Source organism: Xanthomonas sp. XNM01 (assembly GCF_014851915.1).
Lineage (GTDB): Bacteria > Pseudomonadota > Gammaproteobacteria > Xanthomonadales > Xanthomonadaceae > Pseudoxanthomonas.
Window position 1 is genome coordinate 717,192 of the sequence record NZ_JACVAP010000001.1, and the last position, 17,892, is coordinate 735,083.

The 17,892-nt window shown below is 70.0% G+C and carries 9 protein-coding genes; all 9 read left to right on the forward strand.

The genetic code is table 11. The annotated features are described in order from the left end of the window. The first annotated feature begins 58 nt into the window (after nt 1-58). The 9 genes from IB242_RS03165 to xylB all read left to right on the forward strand — a co-directional run bounded on the left by IB242_RS03165 (nt 59) and on the right by xylB (nt 17,869). Nucleotides 59-1,042: a LysR substrate-binding domain-containing protein gene (locus tag IB242_RS03165; protein ID WP_192275810.1), complete on the forward strand. Its 984-nt coding sequence runs from the start codon at nt 59-61 to the stop codon at nt 1,040-1,042. A 219-nt stretch (nt 1,043-1,261) separates the two neighbouring features. Next, nucleotides 1,262-4,192 (forward strand): TonB-dependent receptor, encoded by a 2,931-nt coding sequence (locus tag IB242_RS03170; protein WP_192275812.1) that lies wholly within the window; start codon nt 1,262-1,264, stop codon nt 4,190-4,192. A gap of 72 nt (nt 4,193-4,264) precedes the next feature. Next, complete coding sequence (locus IB242_RS03175; protein WP_343237077.1) at nt 4,265-6,535, forward strand: cellulase; 2,271 nt, start codon at nt 4,265-4,267, stop codon at nt 6,533-6,535. Next, nucleotides 6,532-8,439: a sialate O-acetylesterase gene (locus IB242_RS03180; RefSeq protein WP_192275813.1), complete on the forward strand. Its 1,908-nt coding sequence runs from the start codon at nt 6,532-6,534 to the stop codon at nt 8,437-8,439. The genes IB242_RS03175 and IB242_RS03180 overlap by 4 nt, the downstream gene beginning before the upstream one ends. Before the next feature lie 612 nt (nt 8,440-9,051). Then, entirely contained in the window at nt 9,052-9,198 is a 147-nt protein-coding gene (locus IB242_RS03185; RefSeq protein WP_192275814.1) for a hypothetical protein, read from the forward strand. A gap of 49 nt (nt 9,199-9,247) precedes the next feature. Next, nucleotides 9,248-10,903, forward strand: a complete 1,656-nt coding sequence (locus IB242_RS03190) for a DUF5597 domain-containing protein (protein WP_343237099.1) — start codon at nt 9,248-9,250, stop codon at nt 10,901-10,903. Between the two features lie 78 nt (nt 10,904-10,981). After that, nucleotides 10,982-13,825: a TIM-barrel domain-containing protein gene (locus tag IB242_RS03195; protein ID WP_192275816.1), complete on the forward strand. Its 2,844-nt coding sequence runs from the start codon at nt 10,982-10,984 to the stop codon at nt 13,823-13,825. Nucleotides 13,826-14,030: 205 nt separating this feature from the next. Beyond that, a complete protein-coding gene (locus IB242_RS03200) occupies nt 14,031-16,382 on the forward strand; it encodes a glycoside hydrolase family 95 protein (protein ID WP_192277667.1) in 2,352 nt (783 codons plus the stop codon). Further along, nucleotides 16,379-17,869, forward strand: coding sequence for a xylulokinase (gene xylB / locus IB242_RS03205; protein ID WP_192275817.1), 1,491 nt, complete (start codon nt 16,379-16,381; stop codon nt 17,867-17,869). The genes IB242_RS03200 and xylB overlap by 4 nt, the downstream gene beginning before the upstream one ends. Nucleotides 17,870-17,892: the final 23 nt, after the last annotated feature.

Below are 17,892 nucleotides of genomic sequence, written 5' to 3' on the forward strand. Positions count from 1 at the left end.
GTTGGACAAATGAAATTTTCGCCATAATCTATTCCGGCAGTGAATGGGTGGAGGGCCCATGAGCAAGCCGATCGGCAGTACGCACTGGATGAATCCGTCGCGTCTGAAAACGCGGCATCTGTTGTTGCTGATGCATCTCGACGAACAGGGCTCGGTGCTGCGCGCCGCCGAAGCCGCGCGCATGACCCAGCCGGCGGCGTCCAAGCTGCTGGCCGAGATGGAAGCGGTGCTGGGCGTGAGCCTGTTCGAGCGTCACGCCCGCGGCGTGCAGCCGACCTGGTACGGGCAGGCGCTGATCCGGCGCGCGCGCTCGGCCCTGCTGGAGATCGGGCGTGCGCAGGAGGAGATCGCGGCGATGCGCGACGGGCGCATGGGCCAGGCCTCGATCGGCACCGTGGTCAATCCGGGCACCAACCTGGTCCCGCAGGCGGTGGCCGCGGTCAAGCGCGAGTTCCCCGACATCCTGGTCCGGATCGAGATGGACTACAGCCGCCCGCTGGTGGCCAAGCTGCTGGACGGCCAGCTCGACCTGGTGGTCGGGCGGATCATGGGGCCGGAGGGCGGCGACGACCTCTCGTTCGAACCGCTCGCCGACGAGCCGCATGCGGTGATCGTGCGCGAAGGCCATCCGCTGAGCCGGCGCGGCCGCGTCTCGCACGAGGATCTGGCCCACTACGGCTGGGTCCTGCCGCCGGGCGAGAGCGTGCTGCGCTCGCGGCTGGAGGCGATGTTCCTCGAGCGCGGCATGGCCCGGCCATTGAACGTGATCGAGACCGCCGCGCTGCCGGTGGTCACCAACCTGCTGCGCAACAGCGACCTGCTGACCGCGCTGCCGGAGGATGCGGTCTCGCCCTACATCCAGGCCCGGCTGCTGACCGTGCTGCCGATCGACCTGGGAGTGCGCATGTCGTCGTTCGGCATCATCGTGCGCCGGCACCAGCGGCTGTCGCCGGGCGCCGAGCGGGTGCTGGCGGCGCTGCGCAGCACTGCGCGACGGCTGTACGGGGCGTCCGCGGCGGGGATCGTGGACGGATACGACTGATTCGCATGGTCTATTTCGCCAGGGAATAGACGAAGACGAAAATATTATTGGTAGGGAATGGGTCGGGCTCCTATGCTCCGGCACATCCACCGGAGCGTCTCGTGTCCGGTCGATGTCCGAGACGGGGCCACACGAAGACCCGCCGGACAAGTGCCTGACCGCGGGCCCGCCCGCACGACAACTCGAACGCACGTACATCTGTCCTGGGAGGGAACAGTCATGTCCAAGCAGCATCGCCAGGCCCCGGCAGGCCGGGGCGTGAGCGCGGCCGATCGCCAGCGCTTCCGCCGCTCCGCCATCGCCGTCAGCATCGCCGCCCTGCTCAGCGCGCCGGCCTTCGCCCAGGACACCGCGTCCGGCAGCGCGGCCAGCGCGGTCGACCTGGACCGCGTCCAGGTCACCGGCACCCGCGGCAGCCTGACCAAGGCGCAGATCATCAAGGAAACCAGCGACCAGATCGTCGATTCGATCGTGGCCGAGGACATCGGCAAGCTGCCGGACAACAACGTCGCCGAAGCGCTGCAGCGCATCACCGGCGTGCAGATCACCCGCAACAAGGGCGAAGGCAGCGACATCATGGTGCGCGGCCTGACCCAGGTCCGCAGCGAACTCAACGGGCGCGACATCTTCACCGCCAACGCCGGCCGTGCGCTGAGCTGGGAAGACGTGCCGGCCGAGCTGCTCGGCGGCGTCGACGTCTACAAGAACCCGAACGCCGAGCTGATCGAAGGCGGCCTGGGCGGCCTGGTCAACCTGCGCACGCGGATGCCGTTCGACCAGGCCGGGCAGAAGATCACCGGCAGCTTCACCGTCAACCGCTGGGACCTGCGCGGCTCCGAGCAGCCCTCGGCCTCGTTCCTGTTCAGCGACCGCTGGCAGACCGGCGCCGGCGAGTTCGGCCTGCTGTTCAACATCGCCCACCAGGAAACCCAGTACCGCGAGGACCGGATCAACTTCGGCTCCTACCTGGCGTTCGACGACGTGCCCGGCTACGAGGGGCGGAACGTGGTCGTGCCGAGCGAGGTCGGCATGTACAGCCACTTCGGCGACCGCGAGCGCGACGGCCAGTACGTGGCCCTGCAGTGGAAGCCCAACGACGACGTCGAGGTCTACGCCACCGCGCTGCGTTCGGACTACAAGTTCCGCAACCGCGAATACAGCGTGCGCACCGGCAACCTCAACAACAACGCCGACGACCTGGTGAACTGGTCGGGCAACGGCTGGGGATTCGTCTCGCCGTCGATCCCGGGCTATGCGGCCTTCACCGATCCGTTCGGTTTCGATGCCAATGGCGAGTTCCAGTACGGCACCTTCAACAACGCGCTGGTCACCACGACCTCGCGCATGGACTGGCGCAACTCGGTCACCAGCGACTACGCCATCGGCCTGAAGTGGCAGGTCAACGAGCGCCTGCACGTATCGACCGACCTGCAGTACATCGACGCGACCACCGAAGGCGTCAACTACTGGGTCGACCTGCTGGCCGGCCAGGTGGATCCGGACGACTGGCGCGGCTGGAACGGCCTGTTCGGCGTGCCGCCGGTGCGCGTGGACACCCGCGGAGGCTATCCGTCGGTGACCGTGCTCGACCCGAGTACCGGGCAGCCCATCCCCGGCTACATGAGCGATATCGCCAACTATTCCGGCTGGTACTCGCACCTGGACAAGCGCGACAACAACGACGGCGACCAGTTCGCCTGGCGTGCCGACCTGCGCCTGGACTTCACCGACAGCGACATCCTGCGCGACCTGCGCGTGGGCGTGCGCATGACCGACCGCGAGGCGATCACGCGCAGCTCGGGCTGGAACTGGCAGAAGATCGCGCCGGCCGGCAGCGACAACGCCTGGGGCAGTTTCGCCGCCGCGCCGTTCGCCGGTTACCCGGATGCCTGCTACCGGCTGTTCCCGTTCTCCGACCACTTCCGCGGCAAGAGCGGTCTGCCGACCGGCTACGTGGCCTGCGACGAGATGGTCGCCGACTACGAGAACACCGTGCGCATGTTCGGCCACGACCCGATCGACTACCGCGCTTCGAGCGACATCCGCCGCTACACCGAGGACACCTACGCGGCGTACGCGATGCTGCGCTTCGGTTCGGATGCGGGCCGCTTCCCGTGGGACGCCAACGCCGGCGTGCGCGTGGTGCGCACCGAGACCACGGTCAACGGCTGGGAGCGGAACGCGGACGTGCCGAGCCTGTCGTTGAGCGAGGTCAGCGTCAAGCACGCCTACACCGACGTGCTGCCGAGCGTGAACTTCCGCATGTTCCTGACCCCGCAGCTGCAGTGGCGCTTCGCGGCCTCGCGCGCGATGTCGCGTCCGGACTTCGACTACCTGGACCCGTACATCCACCTCAACAACACGTTCTTCGACTTCAACACCGGCGGCAAGTCGTACGCGATGCGCGGCAATCCCGAACTGGAGCCGATGTACGCGGATCAGTTCGACACCTCGCTGGAGTGGTACTTCGGCCAGGGCTCGATGCTGTACGGCACCGCGTTCTACAAGAAGGTCGACGGGTTCTACTACTACGACACGGTGTCCAACCAGCAGTACTGGGATCCCGATTACGTGGTCCGCGACGACCAGGGCAACCAGATCGCGCAGGGCGCCCTGCGTCCGTTCGAGCTGCAGACCCGTACCAACGGCGACGACGGCAAGATCAAGGGACTGGAAGTGGGCTACCGCCAGTTCTTCAGCTTCCTGCCTGCGCCGTTCGACGGCCTGGGCTTCGAGGCCAACTACACCTACGTCGACAGCAGCGCGCCGGCGCCGGATGCGATGAGCACCGACGGCATCGAGATCCGCCAGCTGCCGCTGGAAGGCCTGTCCAAGAACAGCTACAACGCCGTGGTGTTCTACGAAAAGGGCCGCGTGTCCTTCCGTGCGGCCTACAACTGGCGCGACACCTGGCTGGTCACCACCCGTCCGCCGAATGCCGGCCACGTGCCGCAGTACCACGACGAGACCGGCCAGCTGGACGCCTCGATCCGCTTCAACCTCAGCGACGTGTGGTCGATCTCGCTGGACGGCACCAACCTGCTGGACGAGACCCGGTTCGACTACTACGGCACCACCAGCCGCCCCAACGGCTGGTACATGAACGATCGCCGCTACGGTCTGTCCATCCGCGCCAATCTCGATCGGTAACGGCGTGCACGCACCCCGCCCGGGACGCACCGCGCGTCCCCGGACGGGCCACCCGGCAAGGGAGGGAAGCTGGTGTCGAAGCTGTACTGGAGGTCCGTCGGCGACGCGGTCGTCGCGGGCCGCACCATCGCGCGTGGCCTGGCCGCATCGCTGCTGATCGCGACCGCCGCGCTGGCGCCGTCCACCGTGCAGGCCGCGCCTGCGGCCGCGGCGGAGGCCTACACCTGGCGCAACGTCGCCATCGGCGGCGGCGGTTTCGTCACCGGCCTGGCCTTCCATCCGCGCGAACGCGGGCTGCTGTATGCACGCACCGACATCGGTGGCGCCTATCGCTGGCAGGCCGACGGACAGCGCTGGATCCCGCTGCTGGACTGGATGGGCCATGAGGACAGTGGCCGCTTCGGCGTCGAGAGCCTGGCCCTGGATCCGTCCGATCCCGATCGCCTCTACATGGCGGTCGGCACCTATCTGCACGCACGCGGCAGCACAGGCTCGATCCTGCGCTCGTCCGACCGCGGGGCCACGTTCCAGCGCAGCGAGCTGCCGTTCAAGCTCGGCGGCAACGCGCTGGGCCGCGCGAACGGCGAGCGCCTGGCGGTGGATCCCAACGACGGCCGCGTGCTGTTCTTCGGCACCCGTGCCGATGGCCTGTGGCGCAGCGACGACGCCGGCGCGCGCTGGTCGGCAGTGCCGGGTTTCCCGGCCGCCGCGCGTGGCGACGCGGCGACCGCGCCGGGCTGGAACGGCGCGCAGGCGATCGGCGTGGTGTTCGTGGTGTTCGACCCGGCCAGCGGCCGCGCCGGCGCCGGCTCGCGCACGCTCTACGCCGGCGTCTCGACCCGCGACACCAGCCTGTACCGCTCCGACGACGGCGGCGCGACCTGGCAGGCCGTGCCGGGGCAGCCGACCGGACTGCGACCGAACCACATGGTCCGCGATGCGCGCGGACATTACCTGATCAGCTACGGCGACGAGCCCGGCCCGAACCACATGGGCGACGGTGCGGTCTGGCGCTACGAACCGGCGGCCGGCCGCTGGACCGACATCACCCCGGCGCCGCAGTCGACCGACCTGCAGGGCGATGGCTTCGGCTGGGGCGCGGTGGCGGTGGACGCGCAGGATCCGGACCGGATCGTGGCGACCACGTTCAACCGCTTTGCCCCGCACGACGAGCTGTTCCGCAGCACCGACGGCGGCCGCAGCTGGACCGCGACCTTCCCGCGCTCGCGCTTCGACCACGGCAATGCGCCGTGGACAGAGGATGCGAAGCCGCACTGGATGGGCGTGGTCGAGATCGACCCGCACGATCCGGACCGTGTGCTGTTCGTCACCGGCTACGGGATCTGGGCCTCGCGCAACCTGCGCGGTTTCGACGGCGGCGCGACGCTGGAGTGGGAGTTTCCGATGCGCGGCTTCGAGGAGACCGTGCCGTTGGCGCTGGTCAGCCCGCCGCAGGGCGCGCACCTGGTCAGCGGCCTGGGCGACATCGACGGCTTCGTCCATGACGATCTCGACATCCCGCAGCAGCGCTTCTCCGGCCCGCGCTTCTCCAACACCGAAAGCCTGGCCTTCGCCGGGCAGGCGCCGCAGATCATGGTGCGCACCGCGCATTTCCATCGCCGGCCCGACGGGGCGATGCGCGCCGCGCAGTCGGCCGACGGCGGCCGCAGCTGGACCGCATTCGCCAGCGAGCCGCCGGACGGCGAGGGCGCCGGCCACATCACCATCGCCGCCGATGGCAGGCGCGTGATCTGGCGCACGAAGAACGGCGGCCACTGGCTCACCGCCGATTTCGGCGGGCGCTGGCAGCAGGTGCGCGGACTGCCGGCCAGCGCCGTGGTCGAGGCCGACCGGGTCGAGGCGGCGGTGTACTACGGGTTCGATCCGGTCGGTGGAAAGCTCTACGTCAGCGGCGATGGCGGGGTCGCGTTCAAGGCCGTCGACGGCGCCGCCGATGCCGGCGTCGGCGACTGGTACCGGGCCGAGATCCGGCCGCACCCGGCGCGGGCGGGCGAGGCCTGGGTGGCCGCATCGTGGCGTGGCCTGCTGCACTGGTCGCCCGGCCGCCTGCAGCGCGTGCCCGGCGTCGACAACGTGTATTCGGTCGGCCTGGGCCGCCCGGCCCGCGACGGCGGCCCGCCGGTGCTGTTCGTGTTCGGCGAGGTCGCCGGCACCCGCGGACTGTATCGTTCGGACGACAACGGCGGCCACTGGCGCAGGATCGACAACGACGCGCAGCGCTTCGGTGGCGTGATCCGCCATGTCACCGGCGATCCACGCATCGTCGGCCGGGTCTACGTCGGCACCGAAGGCCGCGGCATCTGGTACGGAGAATCGGAATGAGAGCACTGCTGCTCCCGCTGCTGCTGGCCTGCGCCGCCGGTGCCGAGGCGGTCGAACTGCCGCGCGTGTTCGGCGAGGGCATGGTCCTTCAGCGCGACCAGCCGCTGCCGGTCTGGGGCCGCGCCGACGCGGGCGTACAGGTGCGGGTCGAGATCGCAGGGCAGGCGGCGACGGCGCGTGCGGACGCGGAGGGGGCCTGGCGGGTCGTGCTGGCACCGCTGCCCGCGGGCGGTCCGCATGTGCTGCGGGTGGATGACGGACGCGCGCCGGTGGCGCTCGGCGACGTACTGGTCGGCGATGTCTGGCTGGCGTCGGGCCAGTCGAACATGGAATGGCCGATCGGGCAGTCCGCCGATGCGGATGCGCAGATCGCCAGCGCCACGGACCCGCGGATCCGTCATTTCAAGATTCCCAAATCCTGGTCCGGCGCGCCGCAGTGGCAGCTGGCGGGTGGCGTGTGGGAGAAGGCCTCGCCGCAGGTGGCCGGGCACTTCTCGGCGGTCGCGCACCAGTTCGCGCGCGAGCTGCGGCGCAGCACCGGCGTGCCGATCGGCATCGTCGACAGCACCTGGGGCGGCAGCAGCATCGAAGCCTGGACCGACGCCGCCACCCAGGGGCTGGACCCGGCCGCGCAGGCCGCACGCGCCGAAGCCCTGCAGCGCAGCGACGCGCAGGCGCTGGCGCAGACCCGGGGCAACCTGGCGCGCTGGCCGGAGCTGCCGGCCGACGACAGCGGCTGGCAGGCGGCGACGCTCGATGAAAGCGACTGGGTACCGATCCAGGTACCGGCGCTGTGGGAGACGGTCGGCTGGAACGGCATGGACGGCGTGGCCTGGTATCGCACCACGTTCACCCTGAGCGCCGCCGAGGCCAAGGCCGGCGTGCTGCTCGGCGTCGGCCGGATCGACGATTCCGATGTCACCTGGGTCAACGGCGTCGAGGTCGGGCAGACCCGGATGGCCTACGACACGCCGCGCCGCTACCCGGTGCCGGCCACAGCGCTGCGCGCCGGCCTGAACCATGTCGCGGTGCGGGTGACCGACACCGGTGGCGGCGGTGGCATCGATGGCAAGGCTGGCGAACTGTTCGTGCAGCCACTCGGTGCGGCGCCGCGGCCACTGGACGGTACGTGGAGGTTCCGGGTGGCGCAGGCGGCGACGGTGGCGCTGGTGGACGACAAGAACCAGCATCCGGCGTTGCTGTACAACGCGATGATCCACCCGCTGCAGGCCTACGGGATCCGCGGCGTGATCTGGTACCAGGGCGAGGCGAACGCCGGCACGGTGGCGCAGGCCACCGCGTATCGCAGTCAGTTCCCTGCGTTGATCCGGCAGTGGCGTGCGCAGTGGCACGCACCGGCGCTGCCGTTCCTGTGGGTGCAGCTGGCCAGTTTCTCCTCGGGCAGCGATGCCGGCGACACCAGCCCGTGGTCGCTGCTGCGGGAGGCGCAGACCGCGACCCTGGCGCTGCCGGCGACGGCGCAGGCGGTCACCCTCGACATCGGCGAGGCGCACGACATCCATCCGCGCAACAAGCGCGAGGTGGGACGCCGGCTGGCGCTGGGTGCGCGCGCGGTCGCCTACGGCGACCCGGTGGACTGGCGCGGGCCGGTCGTCCAGGAGGTTTCCTTCGCCGATCATGCCGCGCAGGTCAGATTCGACAGTGATGATGGGCTGGCGGTGCGCGGTGGCGGCCGCGAGGTGCACGGTTTCGCTGTCGCCGGTGCCGACCGGGTGTTCCATCCGGCGCAGGCGACCCTGGTCGGCGACACCGTCGTGGCCCGCAGCACGGCGGTGCCTGCGCCTGTTGCGGTGCGTTATGCGTGGCGCGACGAGGCAGGTGCCGCCGACCTGGTCGACGAGGCCGGCCTGCCGGCCGGGCCGTTCCGGAGCGATACGTGGTGATCGTCGCGCATCCGCACGACGTGCAGTGCAACGCTGTTGCTCCGGCTCCGGCTCCGGCTCCGGCTCCGGCTCCGGCTCCGGCTCCGGCTCCGGCTGTTGCTGTTGCTCCTACGCATTTGACCCACCCGAGCCTTAAAGCGGGCCGAGCATCGCAGGATGGCAGGGGCGCAGAGCCGCCCTTGTCTGAGCGCAGCGAGTTTGGGCGGCGTCCCCTGTCATCCGAGAAGCGCAGGGAACCGGCGCGCAGCGGCGGCCTGCGTTCTACGACCCCTTTTTCGGGGCAGGCGACGGCGGTTTTGCTTACCTTTGACCAGACAAAAGTAAGCCGCGCAGCAGCGCGGAAGCCGTTGCACTGGAATTTGATTTTGGCTTCTGCTGTTGCTGAAGCAGCTAAGCAAAAGCAACTGCACGAGCTTTCGCTCTCCCGCTGCGCGGGGGGGAGCGAGTCACTTTTCTTTGCTTGTGCAAAGAAAAGTAACCAAAAGAAAGCACAGCCGGACGCGAGCCGGCCGGCTGCGCCGACCGGTTCCCTGCGCTTCTCGCCTGCTGCGGCACGGCGCCCAAACTCGCTTCACTCAGACAAGGGCGCCTCTCCGGCCGCATCAGACTGCGATGCTCGGCTCGCTTTACGGCCGGGCAGGTCAACAGCGGAGCATCGACAGCAACAGCAACAGCAACAGCAACAGCAACAGCAACGGCAACGGCAACGGCAACGGCAACGGCAGGCGGGATGTGACTGCCGGACGAGGGAGGGCATGAGGGAATGGACGTGACGCGAATCGCACGGCTGGCGGTGCTGGCGGGATTGATGGCGCTGGCCGCATGCGGGCCTGCCACGGAGCCTGCATCGACGCCCGCCGCGAACGGGGCGGACCCGACAGCCTCGGCGCCAAAGCCGGCCTCGACGCTGGACAGCCAACCCGGTGAAGAGCGCCCGATCCCGCAGTTCGTCAGCCGCGACGGTCGGCATGCGCTGCTGGTCGATGGGGCCCCGTTCCTGATCCTCGGCGGCCAGGTCCACAACTCCAGCAATTACCCGGAGCCGCTGAAGCAGGTCTGGCCGGCGATCGAGGCGCTGGGCGCCAATACCGTGTCGGTGTCGGTGGCCTGGGAGCAGGTGGAGCCGGAGGAGGGCAGGTTCGACTTCTCCTTCGTCGACACCCTGCTGCAGCAGGCGCGCGACCACGACAAGCGCATCGTGCTGCTGTGGTTCGCGACCTGGAAGAACAACGGGCCGAACTACGCGCCGCGCTGGGTCAAGCTGGACAACACACGCTTCCCACGCGTGGTCACCCGCGACGGGCAGCTGCTGAACTCGCTGTCGCCGCATGCGCCGGCCACCCTGGACGCCGACCGCACCGCCTTCGCCGCGCTGATGCGTCACCTGAAGCAGGCCGATCCGCAGCGCACGGTGATCCTGGTGCAGCCGCAGAACGAGCCGGGCACCTATGGCAGCGTGCGCGATTTCTCGCCGCTCGCCCAGCAGGTGTTCGACGGGCAGGTGCCCGAGGCCCTGCTGAAGCATCTGGGCCGACAGCCCGGCAGCTGGGCGCAGGTGTTCGGCGCCGACGCCGACGAGACCTTCCACGCCTGGCACATCGCGCACTACATCGACCAGGTCGCGGCGGCCGGCAAGGCCGAGTATCCGCTGCCGATGTACGTCAACGCCGCGCTGCGCGGGCCGTTCAATCCGGGCCAGCCGGGCCAGTACGCCAGCGGCGGGCCGACCGACAACATGCTCGATGTGTACAAGGCCGCCGCGCCGCACATCGACCTCCTCGCGCCGGACATCTACATGCCCGAGTACCGCACCTACACCACGGTGCTGGAGCGCTACGCGCGGCCGGACAACGCGCTGTTCGTGGCCGAGACCGGCAACGCGCCCGAGTACGCGCGCTACCTGTTCGCGGCGCTCGGCCACGACGGCATCGGCTGGGTGCCGTTCGGCATGGACTACACGCCCTACGGCAACTATCCGCTGGGGGTGAAGCGGACCACGGCGGAGACCATCGCGCCGTTCGCGCTGGGTTTCGCGCTGGTCAACCAGGGCATGCGCGAGTTCGCGAAGGCGGCCTCCGAGGGGAAACTGCACGGCACCGCCGAACAGCCCGGGCAGGGCACCCAGCTGTTGAAGATCAACGACCGCTGGAACGCCACCATCACCTATGGCGTGCCGCAGTTCTGGTTCCAGGGCCAACCGCCGGGCAATGCCGAGCCGATCGGCGGCGCGCTGATCGCCGAGCTGGGCCCCGATGAGTTCCTGGTCACCGCGCACCACGCGCGGGTGACCCTGCACCCGGCTCATGAGGGTGTCGGCCGGATGATCTACGACCGGGTCGAGGAAGGCCGTTACGTCGATGGGCAGTGGGAGTTCCAGCGCAACTGGAACGGCGACCAGACCGACTACGGACTCAATTTCTCCGACGCCATCCAGCTGCTGCGGGTGACGCTGGCCACGTACTGACGAACGATCCACGGGCCGGCGCTGCCGGCCCCACAGACCGGGGCGCCGCCATCGGTGTCCGCAAGAAGGGAGAGGGCAATGGGGTATCTGAAGAGAGTGACGGTGCCGCTGCTGGTACTGGCCGCGGCCGGTGCGCAGGCGGCAGCGCCGGCAGTGGAGAAGACCGCGCACGGCGTGGTCGTGCGTCCGTCCGACGCGCAGGCCGCCGACGTCCGCGTCGAGGCGGTCGCACCGGGCATCCTGCGCGTCAGCGCCGATCCGGACGGCGATTTCGCACGCACGCCCAGCCTGATGCGTGCCGCGGCCGGCACGCCGCCGGCGGTGAAGGTCGAACAGGGCAGCGGCCAGGTCACGGTCTCCACCCAGGGCATCTCGGCGACCGTCGATGCACGCAGTGGCCGGGTCAGCTTCTTCGATGCCGCCGGCAAGCCGCTGCTCGAGGAGCACGCGCGCAGCTTTGCGCCGGTGACCTTCGAGGGGAAGGACTACTACGGCATCCGCCAGCGCTTCGCCTCGCCCGACGATGAGGCCTTCTACGGCACCGGCCTGCACCAGCAGGGCTGGATGAACCTGAAGGGCCGCGATGTCGAACTGCTCCAGCACAACATCGACAATGCGATTCCGTTCCTGCTGTCCAGCCGCAACTACGGCATCCTCTGGGACAACAACGCGATCACCCGCTACGGCGATCCGCGCGGCCTGCAGCAGCTCGATGCCTCGCTGGACCTGTACGACGCCGACGGCCGCCCCGGCGCGCTGACCGCGCGCTACACGGTGAACGGCAGGCAGACGGTCGAGCGCCGCGAGAGCCAGGTCGACTACCAGTTCATCAGCGGCCTGAAGAAGTTTCCCGAGGCCGGCAAGAACCTGGCCGAGCGCGGCCGCAGCGAGGTGGTGTGGGAAGGTCAGATCGCCGCGCGCAGCGATGGCCGCCATACCTTCTCGCTGTACAACAGCGAGTACGCCAGGCTCTACATCGACGGCAAGCTGGTGCTGGACCGCTGGCGCCAGAACTGGAACCCGTGGCACCACGAGTTCGCGCTGGAGATGAAGGCCGGCCAGCGGCACACGGTGAAGCTGGAGTGGGACCGGATCGAGCCGGCCTACATCGCCCTGCTGCACCGCGATCCGCTGCCCGCCGACGAGGCCCGCGACCTGTCGATCTGGTCCGAGGCCGCGCAGACCATCGACTACTACGTGGTCGCCGGCGACGATGCCGACGCGGTGCTGGCCGGCTACCGCACGCTCACCGGCAAGGCGGTGCTGCTGCCGAAGTGGTCGTACGGCTTCTGGCAGAGCCGCGAGCGCTACAAGACCCAGGCCGAGCTGACCGGCGCGCTGGACGAGTACCGTCGCCGCAAGCTGCCGATCGATGCGATCGTGCTCGACTGGTCGTACTGGCCCGAGGACGCCTGGGGCTCGCACGACTTCGACCCGGTCAACTTCCCCGATCCGGACGGCATGGTGAAGCACGTCCACGACCAGCACGCGCAGATCATGATTTCGGTCTGGCCGAAGTTCTATCCGACCACCGCCAACTACAAGGAGCTGGACGCGGCCGGCTACATGTACCGCCGCAACGTCGAGGTCGGCGAGCTGGACTGGATCGGCAAGGGCTACCTGAACTCCTTCTACGACCCGTACGCGAAGCAGGCCCAGGACATCTTCTGGCGCCAGGTCAACGAGAAGCTCAACAGCAAGGGCTTCGACGCCTGGTGGCTGGACGCGTCCGAGCCGGACCTGCACAGCAACATCGACATCGGTGAGCGCAAGGCGCGGACCACGCCGACCGCGCTGGGCCCGTCGGTGGAGTTCTTCAACTCCTATCCTCTGGTGCATTCGGAAGGCGTCTACCGCGGCTCGCGCGAGGTCGATCCGGACAAGCGCGTGTTCATCCTGTCGCGCGCCTACTTCGCGGGCCAGCAGCGGGCCGGCGCCGCGTTCTGGAGCGGCGACATCGTGCCGCGCTGGGACGACCTGCGCGAGCAGATCTCCGGCTTGGTCAACGCCTCGATGGCCGGCGCGCCGAACGTCAGCTTCGACATCGGCGGCTTCTCGCCGGAGCGGCGCTACGAGGAGAAGGATCCGGCGCACCTGGCCGAATGGCGCGAGCTGAGCCTGCGCTGGTTCCAGTACGGTGCGTTCGTGCCGGTGTTCCGCCTGCACGGCCAGTTTCCGTACCGCGAGATCTGGGAAATCGCGCCGGAAGGCACGCCGCACTACGACAGCTTCGTCCACTACCTGAAGCTGCGCTACGCGCTGCTGCCCTACATCTACACGCTGGCCGGCGACACCTGGCACCGCGACGGCACCATCCTGCGCGCGCTGGCGATGGACTTCCCGGCCGACGAGAAGGTGCGCGACATCGCCGACCAGTACCTGTTCGGCCCGGCCTTCCTGGTCAACCCGATCACCGAGTTCAAGGCCACCAGCCGCCAGGTCTACCTGCCGGCCGGCACCTCGTGGATCGACTTCGACAGCGGCCGCCGCTTCGAGGGCGGGCAGACCATCACCGCCCAGGCGCCGTTGTCGCGCACGCCCGTGTTCGTCCGCGCCGGCGCGATCGTGCCGCGTACCGTGGTCCAGCAGTACGTGGACGAGCAGCGCGATGCGCCGGTCACCCTCGAGGTCTACACCGGCGCCGACGGCAGCTTCGCCCTGTACGAGGACGACGGCCGCAGCTACGGCTACGAGCGTGGCCAGTCCAGCCGGATTCCGCTGCAGTGGAACGAGGCGAAGGGCGAGCTGACCATCGGCGCCCGCGAGGGCAGCTGGCCGGGCATGCAGTCCACCCGCAGCTTCCGCGTGCGCTGGGTCGACGGCCCGCGCGACGACGCCGGTGCGCTGGAACCCGCCTTCGACCAGACCGTCCAGTACAGCGGCCGCGCGCTGACCGTGCGCCGATCCCGCAGTGCACAATGACAGCGCCGGACTTCGGCCTGCACCATGACTGTCTATCGGTAGACAGTCGTGGGGTTGCAGGCGGGATGGCGAGGATGGCGCACAGCGGTCGCTGGGCCGGGCCGGGACGGCGGTGAGCGCCGGTTTCGATCCACGCCGCCGCGATGCGCTCAAGGCCGCCGCCAGCCTGGCGGTGGCTGGCGGCGCCGGTGCCGCCGGGCTCGGGATGGCGGCCGTACCGGTGCAGCCGGCGGCGGGCCGTACGGACCCCGCCGGTACCGCGCCCCCTGCCGGTCCGGCGCCGTCCGCGCCGGAGATGGCGTCGCGGCTGTGGTATCCGCGCCCGGCCACGCACTGGGTCGAGGCGCTGCCGCTGGGCAATGGCCGGCTTGGCGCGATGGTCTGGGGCGGCGGCAAGCACGAGCGCCTGCAGCTCAACGAGGACACCCTGTATGCGGGCGGCCCCTACCGGGCCGACTCGCCAGACGCGCTGGCCGCGCTGCCCGAGGTCCGCCGGCTGATCTTCGCCGGGCGTTACGCCGAGGCCGAGGCGCTGGCCGACCGCAGGATGATGGCGCGGCCGATCAAGCAGATGCCCTACCAGCCGCTGGCCGATCTGGTGCTGGACGTGCGCAACGTGGCCGAGCTGGACGACTACCGGCGCGAACTCGACCTGGACGGCGCGCTGGCCACCAGCCGCTTCCGCAGCCGCGGCGTGCCGCACGAACGTGACGCCTTCGTTTCGGCGGTCGACCAGTGCCTGGCCGTGCGCCTGCGCACCGGGCAGGCCGGCTTCCTCGGCCTGCGCGTCGGGCTGGACAGCGAACAGCGCGTCGAGGTCGACGCCCGCATGACCGGGCAGGGCGCCGAACTGCTGCTGCGCGGGCGCAACGCCGCCCGCCATGGCACCGACGGCGCGCTGCGCTTCGCCGCGCGCCTGCGGGTGCTGCCCGTCGGCGGCCGGGTTTCGCTGTCGGGCGACCGCATCGATGTGGATGGTGCCGACGAGGTCGTGCTGCTGCTGGTCGCGGCGACCAGCTTCATCCGCCACGACGACGTCTCCGGCGATCCGGAGGCGATCACCCGGCGCCAGCTCGATGCCGCGGCCGGCAAGGCCTGGCAGGCGCTGCTGGACGCGCACCAGGCCGAACACCGTTCGCTGCATCGCCGGGTGACGCTCGACCTGGGCAGCACCCCGGCCGCCGCGCGCCCGACCGACGAACGCGTGGCCCGCTTCGGCGAGGGCCGGGATCCGGCGCTGGCCGCGCTCTACCACCAGTACGGACGCTATCTGCTGATCGCCAGCTCCCGTCCCGGCACCCAGCCGGCCAACCTGCAGGGGATCTGGAACGATCTGATGGATCCCCCGTGGGAGAGCAAGTACACGATCAACATCAACACCGAGATGAACTACTGGCCCAGCGAGGCCAACGCGCTGCCGGAGTGCGTCGAGCCGCTGGAGCGGATGCTGTTCGAACTGGCCGAGACCGGCGCGCACACGGCGAAGACCATGTACGGCGCGCCGGGCTGGGTCACCCACAACAACACCGACCTGTGGCGGCAGAGTTCGCCGCCGGATGGCGCGAAGTGGGCGCTGTGGCCGCTCGGCGGCGTCTGGCTGCTGCAGCAGCTCTGGGACCGCTGGGACTACGGCCGCGACCTGGCCGACCTGCGCCGCGTGTATCCGCTGTTCAAGGGCGCGGCCGAGTTCTTCGTCGCGACCCTGGTCGAGGATCCGGGCACTGGCGCGCTGGTCACCGTGCCGTCGATCTCGCCGGAGAACGAACATCCGCACGGTGCCGCCGTCTGTGCCGGGCCGTCGATGGATGCGCAGCTGCTGCGCGACCTGTTCGGCCAGTGCATCGAGGCCGCCGCGCTGCTGGATGTCGATGCTGAATTTGCGGCACGCCTGCGTGGCCTGCGCGACCGCCTGCCGCCGCATCGCATCGGCGCGGCCGGGCAACTGCAGGAATGGCAGCAGGACTGGGACATGCAGGCACCGGAGATCCACCACCGGCACGTGTCGCACCTGTATGCGCTGCACCCGTCCAGCCAGATCAACGTACGCGATACGCCCGGGCTGGCCGCCGCCGCACGACGCTCGCTGGAGATCCGCGGCGACGAGGCCACCGGCTGGGGCATCGGCTGGCGGCTGAACCTGTGGGCGCGGATGCGCGCCCCGGCGCGGGCGTACAGCGTGCTGGAGAAGCTGCTGAGCCCGTCGCGCAGCTATCCCAACCTGTTCGACGCGCATCCGCCGTTCCAGATCGATGGCAATTTCGGCGGCACCGCCGGCATCACCGAGATGCTGCTGCAGAGCTGGGGCGGCACGATCTTCCTGCTGCCGGCCCTGCCGGCGGCCTGGCCGCAGGGCCGGGTGGCCGGCCTGCGCGTGCGCGGCGCGGCCACGCTGGAGGACATGCACTGGAAGGACGGCCTGCTGGTGCGGGCCACGCTGCGCAGCGTGCGCGGCGGACACTATCGGATCGACTATCGGGAGCAACAGGTGGAGCTGGAACTGGAAGCAGGGCAGATGGCGGCACTGGCATGGCGCGGCGGCAGGCTGGTGCGCGCATGAGCCTGGTGATCGGACTCGACGTCGGCACGCAGAGCGTCAAGCTGGTCGCCTACGACCCGCAGGCGCGCCAGGTGCTGGCCACCATCGGCCAGCCGCTGGAACTGATCAGCGGCGACGACGGCAGCCGCGAACAACACGCATCCTGGTGGACCGACGCGATCGCCAGCTGCTTCGCGCGGCTGGAGCCGACGCTGAAGGCGCGGGTGGGCGCGATCGGCGTGTCCGGGCAGCAGCACGGTTTCGTGCCGCTGGATGCCGACGGCAACGTGCTGGCGCCGGCCAAGCTGTGGTGCGACACCAGCTCCAGCGCGCAGTGCGGGCAGATCATGCAGGCGCTCGGCGGCGCGGAGGCGACGATCGCCGCGGCCGGCAATCCGATCCTGGCCGGCTACACCGCCTCCAAGCTGCCGTGGACCCGCGAGCACCGGCCCGAGGTCTACGCGAAGCTGGCGACGATCGCGCTGCCGCACGACTACATCAACTACTGGCTGACCGGCCAGCTGTGGATGGAACACGGCGACGCCTCGGGCACGGGCTGGCTGGACCTGCGCACCCGCACGTGGTCGCCGGCGCTGCTGCAGGCCACCGATGACGCACGCGACCTCGGCGGCTGTCTGCCGCCGCTGGTCGCCGCCGATGCGCTGTTCCCGCTGTCGTCCGCGCGTGCGGCCGAACTCGGCCTGCCGGCCGGTGTGCAGGTCTCGGCAGGCGGCGGCGACAACATGATGGCCGCCATCGGCACCGGCAATGTCGCGCCGGGCATACTCAGCATGAGCCTGGGCACCTCGGGCACGCTGTTCGCGTATGCCGATCATCCGGTGGTGGACGCTGCCGGTCGCTGGGCGGCGTTCTGCGATTCCACCGGCGGCTGGCTGCCGCTGATCTGCACGATGAACTGCACGGTCGCCACCGAGGCGGTGGCGAAGATGTTCGGCTTCAGCACCCGCGATGGCGATGCGCGCATCGCCGCGACCGCGCCCGGTGCCGACGGCCTGCTGATGCTGCCGTTCCTCAACGGCGAGCGCACCCCGGACCTGCCGCTGGGCAAGGGCGTGCTGGCCGGCATCGAGCCGCGCAACATGAGCGAGGCGCACGTCTACCGCGCGGCGATGGAAGGCGCGACCTACAGCCTGAAGTACGGTTTCGATGCGCTGGTCGATGCCGGCCTGCGCTTCGATGCGATCCGCCTGACCGGCGGCGGCAGCCACAGCGCGCAGTGGCGGCAGATGGTCGCCGACATCTTCGAACTGCCGGTCGGCGTGCCTGAGCAGGCCGAGGGTGCCGCCTTCGGTGCGGCGCTGCAGGCGTTGTGGGCGACCGTGCGTGCCGCCGATCCGTCCGTCGAACTGGCCACGCTGGCCGCCGAGCACGTGCGGCTGGATCCTGCCACCACCGTGCAGCCGGATCCGGCGACCTCGTCCGCCTATCGCGCGCAGTACGCGCGTTTCCTGAGCCATCTGGACGCGGTCCGGCCGCTGTACGCCTGACCGCGGTCCACCCGCGTTCCCCC